The sequence below is a fragment of the Erwinia sp. Eh17-17 genome, from assembly GCF_039675725.1.
In the GTDB taxonomy this organism is placed as follows: domain Bacteria; phylum Pseudomonadota; class Gammaproteobacteria; order Enterobacterales; family Enterobacteriaceae; genus Erwinia.
The window spans coordinates 920,573-934,559 of sequence record NZ_JBDFQT010000001.1 but is presented as its reverse complement, the minus strand read 5'-3'; the positions used below and the strand labels follow the sequence as shown (position 1 = coordinate 934,559).

The 13,987-nt window shown below is 55.4% G+C and carries 12 protein-coding genes; 6 read left to right on the top strand and 6 right to left on the bottom strand.

Annotation, left to right across the window (positions count from 1 at the left end):
* Nucleotides 1-361: 361 nt before the first annotated feature.
* Nucleotides 362-1,636 (bottom strand): Glu/Leu/Phe/Val dehydrogenase, encoded by a 1,275-nt coding sequence (locus ABEH87_RS04105; protein WP_346574140.1) that lies wholly within the window; start codon nucleotides 1,634-1,636, stop codon nucleotides 362-364.
* Between the two features lie 406 nt (nucleotides 1,637-2,042).
* On the opposite strand from ABEH87_RS04105, the gene ABEH87_RS04100 reads away from it, so the two are divergent.
* The 4 genes from ABEH87_RS04100 (at nucleotide 2,043) to ABEH87_RS04085 (ending at nucleotide 5,859) form a co-directional block, all read left to right on the top strand.
* On the top strand, nucleotides 2,043-3,377 hold the full coding sequence (locus ABEH87_RS04100; RefSeq protein WP_346574578.1) for a D-serine ammonia-lyase: 1,335 nt from the start codon (nucleotides 2,043-2,045) through the stop codon (nucleotides 3,375-3,377).
* A gap of 172 nt (nucleotides 3,378-3,549) precedes the next feature.
* On the top strand, nucleotides 3,550-4,749 hold the full coding sequence (gene fabV / locus ABEH87_RS04095; protein ID WP_346574138.1) for an enoyl-ACP reductase FabV: 1,200 nt from the start codon (nucleotides 3,550-3,552) through the stop codon (nucleotides 4,747-4,749).
* 120 nt (nucleotides 4,750-4,869) lie between these two features.
* A complete protein-coding gene (locus tag ABEH87_RS04090; RefSeq protein WP_346574136.1) occupies nucleotides 4,870-5,214 on the top strand; it encodes a hypothetical protein in 345 nt (114 codons plus the stop codon).
* 87 nt (nucleotides 5,215-5,301) lie between these two features.
* On the top strand, nucleotides 5,302-5,859 hold the full coding sequence (locus ABEH87_RS04085) for a hypothetical protein (protein ID WP_346574134.1): 558 nt from the start codon (nucleotides 5,302-5,304) through the stop codon (nucleotides 5,857-5,859).
* A gap of 149 nt (nucleotides 5,860-6,008) precedes the next feature.
* On the opposite strand, the gene ABEH87_RS04080 is transcribed toward ABEH87_RS04085, so the two are convergent.
* Complete coding sequence (locus tag ABEH87_RS04080) at nucleotides 6,009-7,028, bottom strand: LacI family DNA-binding transcriptional regulator (RefSeq protein WP_346574133.1); 1,020 nt, start codon at nucleotides 7,026-7,028, stop codon at nucleotides 6,009-6,011.
* Between the two features lie 111 nt (nucleotides 7,029-7,139).
* Between ABEH87_RS04080 and ABEH87_RS04075 the strand changes: the two genes are divergently transcribed.
* The gene (locus tag ABEH87_RS04075; RefSeq protein ID WP_346574131.1) at nucleotides 7,140-8,144 is read left to right on the top strand and encodes a Gfo/Idh/MocA family oxidoreductase; all 1,005 of its coding nucleotides are present in this window, start codon (nucleotides 7,140-7,142) and stop codon (nucleotides 8,142-8,144) included.
* Between the two features lie 45 nt (nucleotides 8,145-8,189).
* Here the strand turns inward: ABEH87_RS04075 and ABEH87_RS04070 are convergent, their stop codons facing one another.
* The gene (locus tag ABEH87_RS04070; RefSeq protein ID WP_346574129.1) at nucleotides 8,190-9,221 is read right to left on the bottom strand and encodes a Gfo/Idh/MocA family oxidoreductase; all 1,032 of its coding nucleotides are present in this window, start codon (nucleotides 9,219-9,221) and stop codon (nucleotides 8,190-8,192) included.
* A gap of 142 nt (nucleotides 9,222-9,363) precedes the next feature.
* A complete protein-coding gene (locus tag ABEH87_RS04065; protein ID WP_346574127.1) occupies nucleotides 9,364-10,281 on the bottom strand; it encodes a bestrophin family ion channel in 918 nt (305 codons plus the stop codon).
* Nucleotides 10,282-10,517: 236 nt separating this feature from the next.
* Between ABEH87_RS04065 and ABEH87_RS04060 the strand changes: the two genes are divergently transcribed.
* Nucleotides 10,518-11,858, top strand: coding sequence for an LLM class flavin-dependent oxidoreductase (locus ABEH87_RS04060; protein ID WP_346574125.1), 1,341 nt, complete (start codon nucleotides 10,518-10,520; stop codon nucleotides 11,856-11,858).
* A 46-nt stretch (nucleotides 11,859-11,904) separates the two neighbouring features.
* Here the strand turns inward: ABEH87_RS04060 and ABEH87_RS04055 are convergent, their stop codons facing one another.
* Nucleotides 11,905-12,933 carry a methionine synthase gene (locus ABEH87_RS04055; RefSeq protein ID WP_346574123.1) on the bottom strand — a complete coding sequence of 343 codons (1,029 nt, stop codon included), beginning with the start codon at nucleotides 12,931-12,933 and terminating at the stop codon, nucleotides 11,905-11,907.
* 27 nt (nucleotides 12,934-12,960) lie between these two features.
* Nucleotides 12,961-13,938: a DUF1852 domain-containing protein gene (locus ABEH87_RS04050; protein ID WP_346574121.1), complete on the bottom strand. Its 978-nt coding sequence runs from the start codon at nucleotides 13,936-13,938 to the stop codon at nucleotides 12,961-12,963.
* Between the last annotated feature and the right edge of the window lie 49 nt (nucleotides 13,939-13,987).

The following is a 13,987-nucleotide window of genomic DNA, read 5'->3' as shown; positions in this document are numbered from 1 at the left end:
ACCCTCACGGTGCCTGCCAGTCATCCTGCCAACCCTACTTCAATTCTTCGCTATCCCATTCACTCATTGCTATCAGCCCATCATGATATAAAACTATCATTTTGCAGTATCTGCTGCGCGCAAAATGGGGGTTTTAACGCTAGCGTATGGGCGGAGACTAAGTTAAAAGGAATTTAAATTCCATTTATTAAGCAATTGAAACATAAATTCTTTGAAGTGGGTCATACTTATCAGGGAGATCGCATCGTGGATGATAGATTTGATAAAAGCTATCACGTACTGAAAGGGGGCAGAGCGGGCAGTCTCATTCAAGGGTATCGGGGAGGGATAACGGGGTGGAAAGCACCACCCCGTTGAGGCATTAGCCTGGGTAGATACCGCGATCTTTACGCGCCATCAGGATGCGTTCACAGGCCACAATATAGGCGGCCGTGCGCAGGCTGCACGACTTCTCGCGCGACTTATCCCAGACGTGCACCATCGCTTCGGTCATGATCTTATCCATGCGTTCGTTGATCTCGCCTTCGCTCCAGAAGAAGCTGGCCATATCCTGAACCCATTCGAAGTAGCTGACGGTGACACCGCCGGCGTTACAGACCACGTCCGGCACCACGGTCACCCCGCGAGAGGTCAGCACGTCGTCAGCTTCCGGGAACGTCGGGCCGTTGGCGCCTTCCAGCACCAGGCGGCAGTGCAGTTTTTCCGCACGCTGACGGGTAATCTGACCTTCCAGTGCGGCCGGGATAAGAATGTCCATTTCGACGTCCCAGAACGCTTCCTCGTCAATCACCTGTGCGCCGCTGAATCCGGCAATCTTTTTGTTCGCCAGCTGCCATTCGCTCAGCGCCACCAGGTCAATACCTGCCGGGTTGAACAGCGTTGCGGTGTGGTCCTGAATGGCCACGACGCGCGCACCGGCGTCGTTAAACAGGCGGGCGGCTTCGCTACCAACGTTACCAAAGCCCTGAACCGCTACTTTAGCCCCTTCGATTTCGATGCCGCTGCGGCGTGCCACTTCACGGCCAGTAATAAACACGCCGCGTCCGGTGGCTTTTTCGCGCCCCAGTGAGCCGCCGAGGTGAATCGGTTTACCGGTGACGACGCCGGTAATAGTGGTGCCGTGGTTCATGGAGTAGGTGTCCATCATCCAGGCCATCACTTTGGCGTTGGTGCCGACATCAGGTGCGGGGATATCTTTCTGCGGGCCAATAATCAGGCCAATCTCGCTGGTGTAGCGGCGAGTCAGGCGCTCCAGCTCACCTTCTGACAGGGCAAACGGGTCGACGCGGATACCGCCTTTGGCACCACCGTAAGGCAGGTTAACCGCCGCACATTTGATGGTCATCCAGGCGGAAAGCGCCATGACTTCGTTCAGATCGACGTTAGGGTGGTAGCGCACACCGCCTTTACCCGGACCGCGTGACAGGTTGTGCTGTACGCGGAATCCTTCGAAGTGGCGAATGCTGCCATCGTCCATTTGTAACGGGATATCGACAATCAGAGCACGTTTAGGGTGACGCAGGGTATCCACCCAGCGCGACAGGTCACCGAGATACGGTGCGACGCGATCGATCTGTTGCAGGTAGGTTGACCAGGCCGTTTTGCTGCCTTCAGAAACGTAAGAGAGCTTTTCCATAACAAACCTTTTTGTTTAGCGCCTGTCCGTCTGGCGATTGAACTGTCCGGCGGGTGGCGCTTAGTTATAAATACTGTAATACCGTGGATGGCTCAGTGCTTCTCACTGAGCTGCGGATAATTTAACATCAAAAAAAGGTTTCTAAGTTTTTAAAATATTGTGAAATCCTGTGTGTTCCGGGCTTTTTTGCGGGGAAGATTGCATAGTTAGCATCTCACCGTGCAGGGATCTGTTACGGCGGCAGTTGGCAGGCGTTAATTATGCAGATAAAATGCATATTGGAATTTTTCTTATATTTTTCAGAAATTTGAATGCGATCAAACTTTGACTTTTACGGGTTATTTTTTCGGCACTGGTCCGATGATGGCTTTATTACGATCGCGCGACAGGAGAAGTCACCATGTTAATGGATACCGAACGGCTCAGGCAGGATTTTCCACTACTTAACGCGCTGTGTGCCTTACAACCGGTCACCTGGTTTAATCCAAAAACCACGTCGTTACAGGAGGGCTATCCCCACGTCGGCCTGACGCGTGAGCAGGTGGCGGACGCCAGCGCGCGGCTTCAGCGTTTCGCACCGTGGCTGATGGAGGCGTTTGCGGAAACCCGCACCCGCCAGGGCATTATCGAGTCGGATCTCTGCCCGCTTCCCCAATTACAGGTGGCGCTGGATGCGCGTTACGGGTTGCCGCTGCCCGGCACGCTGTGGTTGAAAAAAGACAGTCATCTGCCGGTTTCCGGGTCGATCAAAGCACGCGGCGGCATTTATGAAGTGCTGGCTCATGCAGAAAAGCTGGCCATTGCCGCCGGACTGTTAACCCCCGACAGCGACTACCGCTGTCTGTCCTCTCCAGCCTGCCGTCAGCTGTTCAGCCAGCAGCGTATTGCCGTGGGCTCGACCGGTAATCTCGGTCTGTCGATTGGGATTATCAGCGCCGCGCTGGGCTTCGATGTCACGGTGCATATGTCTGCCGATGCACGGGCGTGGAAGAAGCAAAAACTGCGCGAACACGGCGTTAACGTCGTCGAATATCAGCAGGATTACGGCGTGGCGGTGGCGGAAGGCCGTCGTCAGGCGGCGTCCGATCCACACTGTTTCTTTATTGATGATGAAAACTCACACAATCTGTTTCTCGGCTATGCGGTCGCCGGGGAGCGGCTGAAGCAGCAGTTCGCCGCGCAAAACATCCCTGTGGATGCCGACCACCCGCTGCTGGTTTATCTGCCGTGCGGCGTGGGCGGCGGCCCCGGTGGCGTGGCGTTTGGCCTCAAGCTGGCTTTTGGTGACCATGTTCACTGCGTGTTTGCAGAACCCACGCACTCACCGTGCATGCTGCTGGGCGTCCACACCGGGCTGCACGATGAGATTTCAGTGCAGGATCTGGGAATTGATAACCGCACCGCGGCTGACGGTCTGGCCGTGGGGCGCGCCTCCGGTTTTGTCGGACGCGCCATGGAGCGATTGCTCAGCGCCTTTTATACTCTCAGCGACGACGAGATGTATGCGCTGCTGGGGTTACTGCATCAGCACGAGTTGCTGGCGCTGGAGCCTTCGGCGCTGGCCGGAATGTGCGGGCCGTGGCGCATCTGCGCTCAGCCACAGGCGCTGGCTCAGCAGGGCATCAGCAGCACCGCGCTTGCCGCCGCCACTCATCTGGTGTGGGCTACCGGCGGCGGCATGGTGCCGGAAGAGGAAAGGGCGGCCTATCTTGAACAGGCGCGAAAAGTGCTTAATCCCTGAGCAAAGAGGCTTCCTGAGATTCGCAGCATAGCGATAAGCGTGTTTCCGTGCTTTGCCTGAACCGAGAGAAACGGTATTCTAGCGCGCTTATTTCATGAAAATCATAATATCCTGAATAGTCAGCGCTGCCGCCAACGTAGCCTGAAGTATGAAGGGTAATACTGAGGTCAATATGATTATTAAACCACGCATCCGTGGCTTCATCTGTGTGACAGCACACCCGGAAGGCTGCAAAGCTAACGTAAAAAAACAGATCGACTACGTCACCGCTCAGGGCGCGATTGCCTCCGGCCCGAAAAAAGTGCTGGTGATTGGCGCATCCACGGGCTATGGCCTGGCAGCGCGTATCTCTGCGGCGTTTGGCTGCGGCGCTGACACGCTGGGCGTGTTCTTCGAGCGTCCAGGTGAAGAAAGCAAACCTGCCACGGCTGGCTGGTACAACTCTGCGGCATTCGAAGAGTTTGCTACCGAAAAAGGCCTGTACGCGAAAAGCATCAACGGTGATGCTTACTCAGACGCGGTTAAGCAGAAAACCATCGAAATGATCAAAGAAGATCTGGGTCAGGTTGACCTGGTGGTTTACAGCCTGGCCGCGCCGCGCCGTACTCACCCGAAAACCGGGGAAGTGTTCAACTCCACCCTGAAGCCTGTCGGTAAATCGCTGGTAACGCGCGGCCTGAACACCGATAAAGAAACCCTGACAGAAGTTGCGCTTGAGCCTGCTTCTCAGGAAGAGATTGACGGAACCGTGGCGGTAATGGGTGGGGAAGACTGGCAGATGTGGATCGACGCACTGCTGGAAGCCGGTGTGCTGGCTGACGGTGCCAAAACCACCGCCTTCACCTACCTGGGCGAGAAAATCACCCACGATATCTACTGGAACGGCTCAATCGGTGAAGCGAAGAAGGATCTGGACAAGCGTGTTCTGACCATCCGCGACACCCTGGCCGCACACGGCAACGGTGACGCGCGCGTCTCTGTGCTGAAAGCGGTGGTTACCCAGGCCAGCTCAGCCATCCCGGTGATGCCGCTGTATCTGTCACTGCTGTTTAAGGTGATGAAAGAGAAAGGCACCCACGAAGGCTGCATCGAGCAGGTGTTCGGTCTGTTTAAAGACAGTCTGTACAATGCCTCACCGATTCTGGATGACACTGGCCGTCTGCGCGCCGACTATAAAGAGCTGAAGCCGGAAGTGCAGGATGAAGTCGCCCGGCTGTGGCAGAGCGTCACCGACGAGACGCTGAACGAGGTGTCTGATTTTGCCGGTTATAAAGCCGAGTTTATGCACCTGTTCGGTTTCGGTCTGGAAGGCGTAGACTACGCGGCGGATGTGAACCCCGACGTGAAAATCAAAAACCTGGTACAGATGTAATTCTGCCAGGGTTTAATAATCAGGGCGGCCTTCGGGTCGCCTTTTTTTATGGCAAATTCGGGAGAATATAATAGACTCAGACATCTGATTCAGGGTGGTACGGTATTTAAGGCAAATTTTATGATGATATGGAGTGGCGTCGGGTTTTTTATCGCAGTCTTTATTTCTTTAGCCTATCTTTTTTGCAAATGGTTATTCGATACGTTCTGGGCGGTTGGTTATTATTCCGCCCACTCATGGACGCTGGGTGTGACGTTCATCCTTGCGGCGGTACTGTCACTGGCCTTTGTCTATGCTCTTAAAAAAGAAGCAGTTTTACTGTTTATCGCCAGAGTCACTGACAGCCGCCCGATGTATCAAGCAGAAATAAGTCATAAATTCTTTTTTGTTCCGGTGCGTTACTGGCCGTTAATTTTATTCTTAACCGGTGCTGGTTTCTGCATCCGTGAAGTCTCGGGCTATTAAGGCCAGTGTTTTAGAGAGTATTCCGATAGTTTGCTTACCGATAATATCAATATACTGAAGCTTAATTTGAAGATGGAAGGTCGAATAATGAAACTGAATAAATCAATGACTCTGGTGGGTTCACTGTGTATGGCTGTTGCTTTTGGGGGTGTTGCCAATATCGCTGTGGCCGCTGAGGCGAAAACCGCACCGGCAGACGCCGCGGCATCTCAGAAAATTTCCCTGCTGGGTGACCATCTGGCGTTTAACGTCAAAGGTTATGTCGCGCAGGCTGTTCCCGGCGGCGGTCCAGGCACCATGTACGTCAACAAGGCTGAAAAGCGCGTAATGTTGATTGGTGAAGATGCCATTCCGGTTGTTGCCCGCGGCGCTTCGGATTCCGATTTCATTAACGGTATGAAATCCATCAAAGATAAGCAGAAACAGGCTTCTCCGGACTACAACGTCATCAGCGAAAAGACCGAAAACGTGAAGGGTCTGGAAGTTTATCACATTGAAGCGACCGACAAGATGGACGGCAATAACGTACAGCAGGCAACCCTGCTGTCTGCGGCTGACAACAAGTTCACCGTTATTCAGGTGATCTCTAACGCCAAAGATAAAACGGGTCATGCTGCGGCAGTGAACAATATTCTTGCTAAGTAAGCGCTAGTATTTGCAGCACCGGGCGGCCGCCACGGCCGCCCGGTGAGGGTACTCTTCCCCCATCCTCCGAACATCCATGACCTGACTGATATTGCTCATCAGTTTACCATCGTGATCCCACGCCTTTTTTCCTTAAAAAAAATCAACGTTTACTGACTGTTCTCCTGGGTATACAGCATAAATTCCACCTTGCCGTCCTCATAATCGTCAGGGATCTGCTGATGCTCCAGCCGGTTGAGCATCAGCGTCAGCGATCGCCTGGCGTGCTCGCGGGTATTCTGGTCGAGGGTCAGCACTACCGCATCCTCTGCCAGCAGCCGGCGGGTAGTCGGGTAAAGTTCGTGGGTGATAAACAGCGAGGTTTTCAGCAGGCGATGGCGGGCCAGCACATCAGCGATCTCCTGGTTGCCCAGCCCGGTATTGTAGATCCCGTGGATCGCCGGACGGTGGTAAAGCTGCTGTTCCAGCTGGCGGCCGATCTGCTGCCGATCGTCCAGCGCGCCGAGAACTTTATGCACATGCAGATGAGGGAATTTACTGGCGATCACCTCACTGAAGCCTTCCACCCGCTGACGATGCGCCAGATAGTCAAAACGCCCGCTGATGATGATGATATCGCCGGGAGTATTCAGCATTTTTCCCATCAGTAGCCCGGCAGTGCGGCCCGCCTGGCGTTGATTGATGCCCACGTGGCAGAGGCGCGCCGCGCCAGGCAGGTCGGTCACCAGCGTGATCACCGGCACCTGCTGCAGGCGGCACTGCTCCAGAGCGGCAAAAATAGCCGGATGCTCGTGGGCAAAGACGATGATACCGTCGCGTTCGGCGGCGGCTCTCAGGATCTGAGCGGCGAGTTTTTCCGGTTCCGCCTCGGCAATCAGGGTGCGGTGCAGGGTGACATGCCCATAGCCCAGCTGCCCGGCGAGCTGGCTGAAATCCTGAGAAAGCTGGCTGAAGAAAAAGGCATCGCTGCTGCTGAGCAGCAGTTCAATCTGCCACGGCTGGCGGTGCTCGTCCGGCAGCAGGCGCTTCAGTCCGGCCTGCTGCGCCGCCTGTAACACCCTTCGCACGGTGGCAGGAGAAACGCCACCGCGTTCATTGATAACCCGGTCAACCGTCGCCACGCCGACACCGGCCTGCCTGGCTACCGCTTCCAGCGTGATCTTCTTCACCCTTCACTCCGTATGATGGCTTTCCATCAAAATGTCGTTTCAGCAAGTATATCGACCAGCGCTATCCTGGCAACGAAACGTTAACATTTAACCGGAACAGGCGTCGCGATCATGGTACAGAAACGTAAGTTTGCCCTGCTGGGCACAGGATTTATTGGTCAGGTGCATGCAAAAAATCTGGCCTCTCACCCGGATATCGAGCTGGTGATGGTCGCGGATCAGGACCGCGATCGCGCTGATGCGATGGCTACCCGCTACGGCGCACGGGTGGGCAGCGTGCTGGAGGCGATAAACAGCGACGCCATCGACAGCGTGCTGATCGCCACCTCTACGCCCTCGCACGCGGAGTTTCTGATCGCGGCCGCCGCCGCGGGCAAAGCGGTTTACTGCGAAAAGCCGATTGACCTGTCGCTGGATAAAGCGCGCCGGGTGGTGGATGAAGTGTCGCGTCATCCGGTGCCGGTCACCGTGGGTTTTAACCGCCGTTTTGACCCGAGCCACAACCAGCTGAAGCAGCATTTTCAGCAGGGGTTGCTGGGTAAGGCAGAGCTGATACAGATGGTGTGCCGCGCCTCCGAACTGCCGTCGCTGAGTTACCTGCAAACGTCCGGCGGGCAGATGCGCGATCAGGCGATCCATTTCTTCGACCTGCTGCGCTGGTTAACGGAGGATGAAGTTGACACCATTGGCGCGCTCGGCTCGGCGCTGGCGATGCCGGAAATCACCGCGTTTGGCGATGTTGATACCTCGGTGCTGATCATGAAGATGAACAGCGGGGCGCTGGCACAGCTCGATAATACCCGGCGAACCGGCTATGGCTACGAGGAGCGTATCACGCTGCTGGGCGCGAAGGGGATGTCAGAGTCTGGCGCGCAAAGCCCGCAGGGGGCGACGCTGTACACTACCGCCGGGATTACGCGCCCGGCGCTGTATGCCGACTGGTTTAACCGGGTCAGAGAGACCTGGTATCTGCATCTGGATGCGTTTGTTCGCTCGCTGAACGGTGAAGCGGTCGCGGTGCCGGGGCTGCACGACGGGTTGCAGGCGCAGGCGATTGCCGAAGCCGCTGTCAAATCGCTGGAGACCGGGAGTTTCTGCAAGGTGCAGGGCGTGTAACGTCTGTTGCAGGGGCGAGGCTGGCCTCGCCCGTTGCCATTGCCGCTATTTTTCCTCGTTAAACACCTGGCCGATCTGACGGCGCACTTCATCCATCGCGGTCAGCGTGGCCAGCGATGCTGAAAGTGGACGCACCGACGATTCTGTTTTCCCCTGACCGACGCACCAGGCAAAATGCACCGCCTCGTGGAACAGCTGGTCGTAACGGTTACGCGCTTCGTCAAAATGCAGCACTCTTCCGCCCTGGCTGGCGGTCAGAGTAAACGGTCCTGGCGCATAAAAGGAGCCGGCGATATTCAACGAGGCGTCGCGCCCGGCAATCACCGCACCGCCCGGAGTGTTACTGAACAGGGTGGTATGCAGAACGGAATGCATGCCGTTGTGATGCGTTAACAGCATTGATGTCTGACCGTTCACCCCGCCCGGCACCTGCTGCCCGGTGGCATAAACCGAGGCAGGCGCGCCCGCTACCTTAACGCTGAAGCCAATCAGATAGCTGCCGAGATCCAGCATCGGCCCGCCGGCCAGATCGGCGTTGAAAATACGGTGATCGGGGGTGAAAAACTCGCCGTGATCGGCCAGCAGTGTGTGCAGGTCGCCCAGCGCGCCATCTTCCAGCAGCTGGCTGATAATGTCGTATTTAGGCAGGAAGTCACACCACATCGCCTCCATACATAACAGACCTTTTTCCTGCGCCAGCACGGCCAGCGCCTGGCCTTCACGGGCATTGAGGGCCAGCGGTTTCTCAATCAGCACATGCTTACCCGCCTGTAGCGCCTGCAAGCCGTCCGGGTAGTGATGATTGTGTGGGGTGGCGATATACACCGCGTCAATATCCGGCTGCGCCAGTAGTGCTTCCGCGCTGCCAAACGCCTGTGGGATCCCCATTTTGCTGGCGAAGGCGTCTGCGCGTTCCTGCGAACGTGAGGCGATGGCGACCAGCTGCTGCGTGGTGCCCTGTTTTAGCGCCCTGGCAAAACGTTCGGCGATCCAGCCGGGGCCGATAATGCCCCAGCGCAGGGCAGGTACGGCTCTGGGATCAACGGTGCGGGGTTGGGGTAACTGGGACGGAAACATGAACACTCCTGATTATAATGAGTAGGGCAATCATTTCACTATAGTCAGCAGCAGGAACACGCGGAATGGCTTTAATGATGGGTTTCCATCAACGCTAAAGCCCTGCCGGGACGAACCCTTTACAGGGCTCACCCGCCGGCAGTCAGGTCAGATTAAACTTCGCATCGGGACGATGGGCTGCCGGCAGCGGCGACAGGTCGTTCATCTCGCTGAGAATGCGTTCGATGTTATTACAGATGGCATCCAGCGGCAGGTCGTTAGCGGCAGTGCCGAACGGGTCTTCCAGCTCTTCGGCCAGCGACTCCAGCGACAGAAAGGTGTACGAGATAAACACCGACACCAGCGGCGTCATAGCGTGCAGGTCAGCGACCAGCGCGAACGGCAGCAGCGTACAGAACAGATAGACGGTGCGATGGACTATCAGGCTGTAGGCAAACGGAATCGGGGTGCTGCTGATGCGCTCGCAGCCGCTGAGAATATGCGCCAGTTCGTTCAGATTATTATCCATGCCGTTATACAGCAGGTCAGAGATCGCCCCTTCTTCGCGGCGGTCTGCCAGCCAGCTTCCCATGCACAGCAGCAGCCTGTTGGCGCGAAACGGACTGGCCAGCACCTCGTCCCGCACGCTTTGCGGAGCCAGACGGCGGATATCGTCACTGGCATCGGTGCCGCGCAGCTGATGCTTCAGGCTCCAGCTGAATGCCATCAGCAGTGCGCCAAACTCACGGACTGCCGCCGGGTCGCGCCGCAGCGCGCCTCTGGCCTGGCGCAGCAGCGAGCGCTGTGCCACCAGCAGTCCGCCCCACAGGGTGCGCGCCTCAACAAAACGCGCATAGCTGGCGCTGTTGCGAAAGCCAAGGAAGATAGCAATCGCCACGCCCAGCAGGCTGAAAGGCGCGGTCGTCAGACGGATCCCCAGGGTTTCATACCACTGATAACAGATCACCGCGAAAACGGCCATCATCAGGTTAAGGCTCAGGCGGAAAAGGATTTTTGATAACACTGCGCCGTGCCAGGAGAAGAGGCGCGGGAACCAGTGCTGATGCGGACGAACGATCATAGTGCATGATATCCAGAGTAATAGCAGGCAGACAACATTTGTATCACTAAAGCGCCACATCATACCCGCCCGGCGTGGGCAGGAAAACGATAACCTTCAGCTACGGCACCTCATTGCAGCAGACGCTGCCGCCGGGTTAGCCGCAATGCGGCATTACAAAGCGGATATTGGTATTTAAATCCGCCGCGTTTTTATGAAAATCTGGCGTCATATTCACCACAACAGGGAGGAGAACCATGAGCCAGAAAACCCCACAGCGAATTAAACTCGGCCTGATGCTACAGGGTGCAGGCGGTTTTATGAATGCGTGGCGTCACCGCAGCGTGCCGGCCGATGCCAGCGTTAACGTTAACTGGTATCACCAGTTAGCCCGTCAGGCCGAAGAGGCCGGGCTGGATTTTCTGTTCGTTGCCGACGGCCTGCACATCAATGAAAAATCTCTGCCGCACTTTCTTAACCGCTTCGAACCGATTGCGCTGCTGTCGTCGCTGGCGGCGGTCACACAGCGTATCGGTCTGGCGGGCACCATTTCGACCTCGTACAGCGACCCGTTCACCGTGGCACGCCAGCTGGCGTCCCTCGACCTGCTGAGTAACGGCCGTGCGGGCTGGAACGTGGTGACCTCGCCGCTGGCGGGTTCGGCGCGTAACTTTGGTAAGGATCATCCTGAACACGGCCAGCGCTACCAGATCGCCCGCGAATATATTGAGGTGGTGCAGGGGCTGTGGGATTCGTGGGAAGAGGATGCGTTTATCCGCGACCAGCAGAGCGGCGAGTTTTTTGACGCCAGCAAGCTGCACAAGCTGAACCATCAGGGGGAACACTTCTCGGTGGAAGGACCGCTGAATATTCAGCGCTCGTCACAGGGCCAGCCGGTGATCTTCCAGGCCGGCGCCTCGGAGTCCGGTATCCGCCTTGCCGCCGCCTCTGCCGATGCGGTATTTACCAATGCGCGCACGCTGGAAGAAGCGCAAACCTATGCCGCACAGCTAAACCAGCAGGTGCAGCAGCAGGGGCGCGAGCCGGTGGGGATTTTCCCCGGTATCAATCCGATTGTCGGTGCTACAGAAGCAGAGGCAGAGGAAAAATACCGCTACCTGCTGTCACTGCTGTCGCTTGAGCAGGCGCTGAACTATCTCGGCCGCTTCTTCGACCATCATGACTTCAGCCAGTACGATCCGGATGGCCCGTTCCCGCAGCTGGGCAGCCTGGGGGAAAACAGCTTCCGCTCGACCACCGATCAGATAAAACGTCTGGCCGCAGAAGAGCAGCTGACGCTGCGTGAAGTCGCTTTCCGCACCACATTGCCGAAAGGCGAATTCTTCGGCACGCCGGAGCAGGTAGCGGACACCTTTATCCGCTGGGTGGAGCAGGGCGGGGCCAGCGGTTTTATTATCTGCGGCCCGGTACTGAATGAAGCGCTGGAGGATGTCGTACGCTACGTGCTGCCAGTGCTGGAGGCGCGCGGCTGGTGGCATCAGGAGGAGAACCACACCACGCTGCGCGACCGTCTTGCCATTCCGGCGCGGCCTAACCGCTACAGCCAGGCGAGATCGAACCTGCGCGAGGCAGGTTAGCTGATGGCAGCCAGCCGCAGGTCGTGCGCTGGCTGCTGTCCCCTCATCAGCTCGTCAGTTCTCTGCGCACGATTGCGGCCCCTGCACTTAACGCATTGAGCTTGCCTCTGGCGACCCGGCGAGATAATGGGGTCATGCCACAGTTAGTCGATGGATAGAGCTTGTCGGCATCGACAAACTGTAAGGCTTTTCGCAGCGTATCCGCGACTTCCTCTGGTGTCTCAATGGTATTGGTTGCCACGTCGATGGCACCCACCATCACTTTTTTTCCGCGAATCAGTTCAATCAGATCCATTGGAACGCGTGAGTTCTGGCATTCCAGCGAGATGATATCGATATTAGAGGTTTGCAGTTTAGGGAAAATTTCTTCATATTGCCGCCACTCCGACCCCAGTGTCTTTTTCCAGTCTGTGTTTGCTTTGATGCCGTATCCATAGCAAATATGTACTGCCGTTTCGCATTTGAGCCCCTCAATGGCCCTTTCTAACGCGGCGATACCCCAGTCATTCACCTCATCAAAGAAAACATTAAATGCCGGCTCGTCAAACTGGATAATATCCACCCCAGCCGCTTCTAATTCTCTGGCTTCCTGATTAAGAATTTTGGCAAATTCCCAGGCGAGTTTTTCGCGGCTTTTATAATGGCTGTCGTAAAGGGTATCGATCATCGTCATTGGACCGGGCAACGCCCATTTAATCGGTTGCTGAGTCTGCTGACGTAAAAACCGGGCATCATCGACAAAAACGGGCTTCTGGCGCGACACCGGGCCGACGACCGTCGGTACACTGGCATCATAGCGATTGCGAATTTTAACAATCTCACGTTTTTCAAAATCAACGCCGGTCAGGTGCTCAATAAACGTGGTGACAAAATGCTGGCGCGTCTGTTCGCCATCGCTGACAATATCAATCCCGGCCTGCAGCTGATCGTTCAGGCATAAACGCAGCGCATCCTGCTTACCGTCAGTTAATTCTTCACCCTCTAATTTCCACGGTGACCACAGCGTTTCAGGCTGTGCCAGCCAGGAGGGTTTAGGTAAACTGCCGGAAGTCGAAGTGGGTAATAATATTTTCATAATAGATGACCTTATTTTTTTAGTTAATCAGAGAGCGTAATTAGCAGACCATTGCTCGATGGTGGTCCGGTATGGTTTGATGAAGTGCTCTTCAGTAAACCGTCCCTGCTCAATCGCCAGATGGCTGCGCTCTTCCCGATCGTAAACAATCTGTGTTAATGCATAATCCTGATGATTCAGGTTGGGTTGATAGTCCTGACCTGCTGCAGCGTTTGCATTGTAAATCTCAGGTCGGTAGATCTTCTGAAACGTCTCCATCGTGCTGATGGTCCCGGTCAGCTCAAGATCCGTATAATCGTTAACTAAATCCCCAACAAAATAGAAAGCTAACGGAGCAACGCTGTCCGGCGGCATAAAGTAACGCGCCTGCAGCCCCATTTTTCTGAAATAGTGATCGGTCATGGATAACTCATTCTGCCGGTATTCAACACCTAAAACAGGATGCTGATATGCCGTCCGGTGATAGGTGTTTTTGCTGGAAACACTGAGGCAGATAACCGGTGGTTTAGCAAAGTTGTCTTTGTAAGTGTCCGAGTTAACGAAGCATTTGAATATTTTCCCGTGCAGATCGCCAAAGTTATCTGGCGTACTGAATTCGGTTTTATTTTTGTTATGGTCTAACAGCAATACGCTAAAGTCATAGTCGCGAACATAGGATGAGAAATTATTACCGACAATGCCGTCAATACGTTCGTTGGTTTTATGATCAATAATATTGGTTTTCAGTACTTCGATCACCGGGAAGGTATTGCCATCACCTGCCACATCCATCTCGACGGAGATAATTTTCAGCTCGACGGAATAACGGTCGCCGTTGGGGTTATCCCGCTGCGCCAGCGTATTGAAGCGGTCGTCAATCATCTTCAGAGCATTGCGCAGGTTTTCCTGACGTTTATTGCCTCTGGCCAGATTGGCAAAGTTGGTGGTAATGCGCGTATTTTCAGAGGGGTTATAATTTTCATCGAAAGAAATGCTTTTCAGCGTAAAAGTACATTCTTTATTCATCGTGATTCGACCCTAATTTCTGATATAAAAACCGAATTAACTTTGCAGT

Bases quoted from the DNA above. Each gene is read 5' to 3' on its own strand.
- ABEH87_RS04050 (WP_346574121.1), bottom strand. From the start codon at position 13,938: ATGAATAAAGAATGTACTTTTACGCTGAAAAGCATTTCTTTCGATGAA.
- fabV (WP_346574138.1), top strand. From the start codon at position 3,550: ATGATTATTAAACCACGCATCCGTGGCTTCATCTGTGTGACAGCACAC.
- ABEH87_RS04070 (WP_346574129.1), bottom strand. From the start codon at position 9,221: ATGTTTCCGTCCCAGTTACCCCAACCCCGCACCGTTGATCCCAGAGCC.
- ABEH87_RS04055 (WP_346574123.1), bottom strand. From the start codon at position 12,933: ATGAAAATATTATTACCCACTTCGACTTCCGGCAGTTTACCTAAACCC.
- ABEH87_RS04085 (WP_346574134.1), top strand. From the start codon at position 5,302: ATGAAACTGAATAAATCAATGACTCTGGTGGGTTCACTGTGTATGGCT.
- ABEH87_RS04105 (WP_346574140.1), bottom strand. From the start codon at position 1,636: ATGGAAAAGCTCTCTTACGTTTCTGAAGGCAGCAAAACGGCCTGGTCA.
- ABEH87_RS04065 (WP_346574127.1), bottom strand. From the start codon at position 10,281: ATGATCGTTCGTCCGCATCAGCACTGGTTCCCGCGCCTCTTCTCCTGG.
- ABEH87_RS04075 (WP_346574131.1), top strand. From the start codon at position 7,140: ATGGTACAGAAACGTAAGTTTGCCCTGCTGGGCACAGGATTTATTGGT.
- ABEH87_RS04090 (WP_346574136.1), top strand. From the start codon at position 4,870: ATGATGATATGGAGTGGCGTCGGGTTTTTTATCGCAGTCTTTATTTCT.
- ABEH87_RS04060 (WP_346574125.1), top strand. From the start codon at position 10,518: ATGAGCCAGAAAACCCCACAGCGAATTAAACTCGGCCTGATGCTACAG.
- ABEH87_RS04100 (WP_346574578.1), top strand. From the start codon at position 2,043: ATGGATACCGAACGGCTCAGGCAGGATTTTCCACTACTTAACGCGCTG.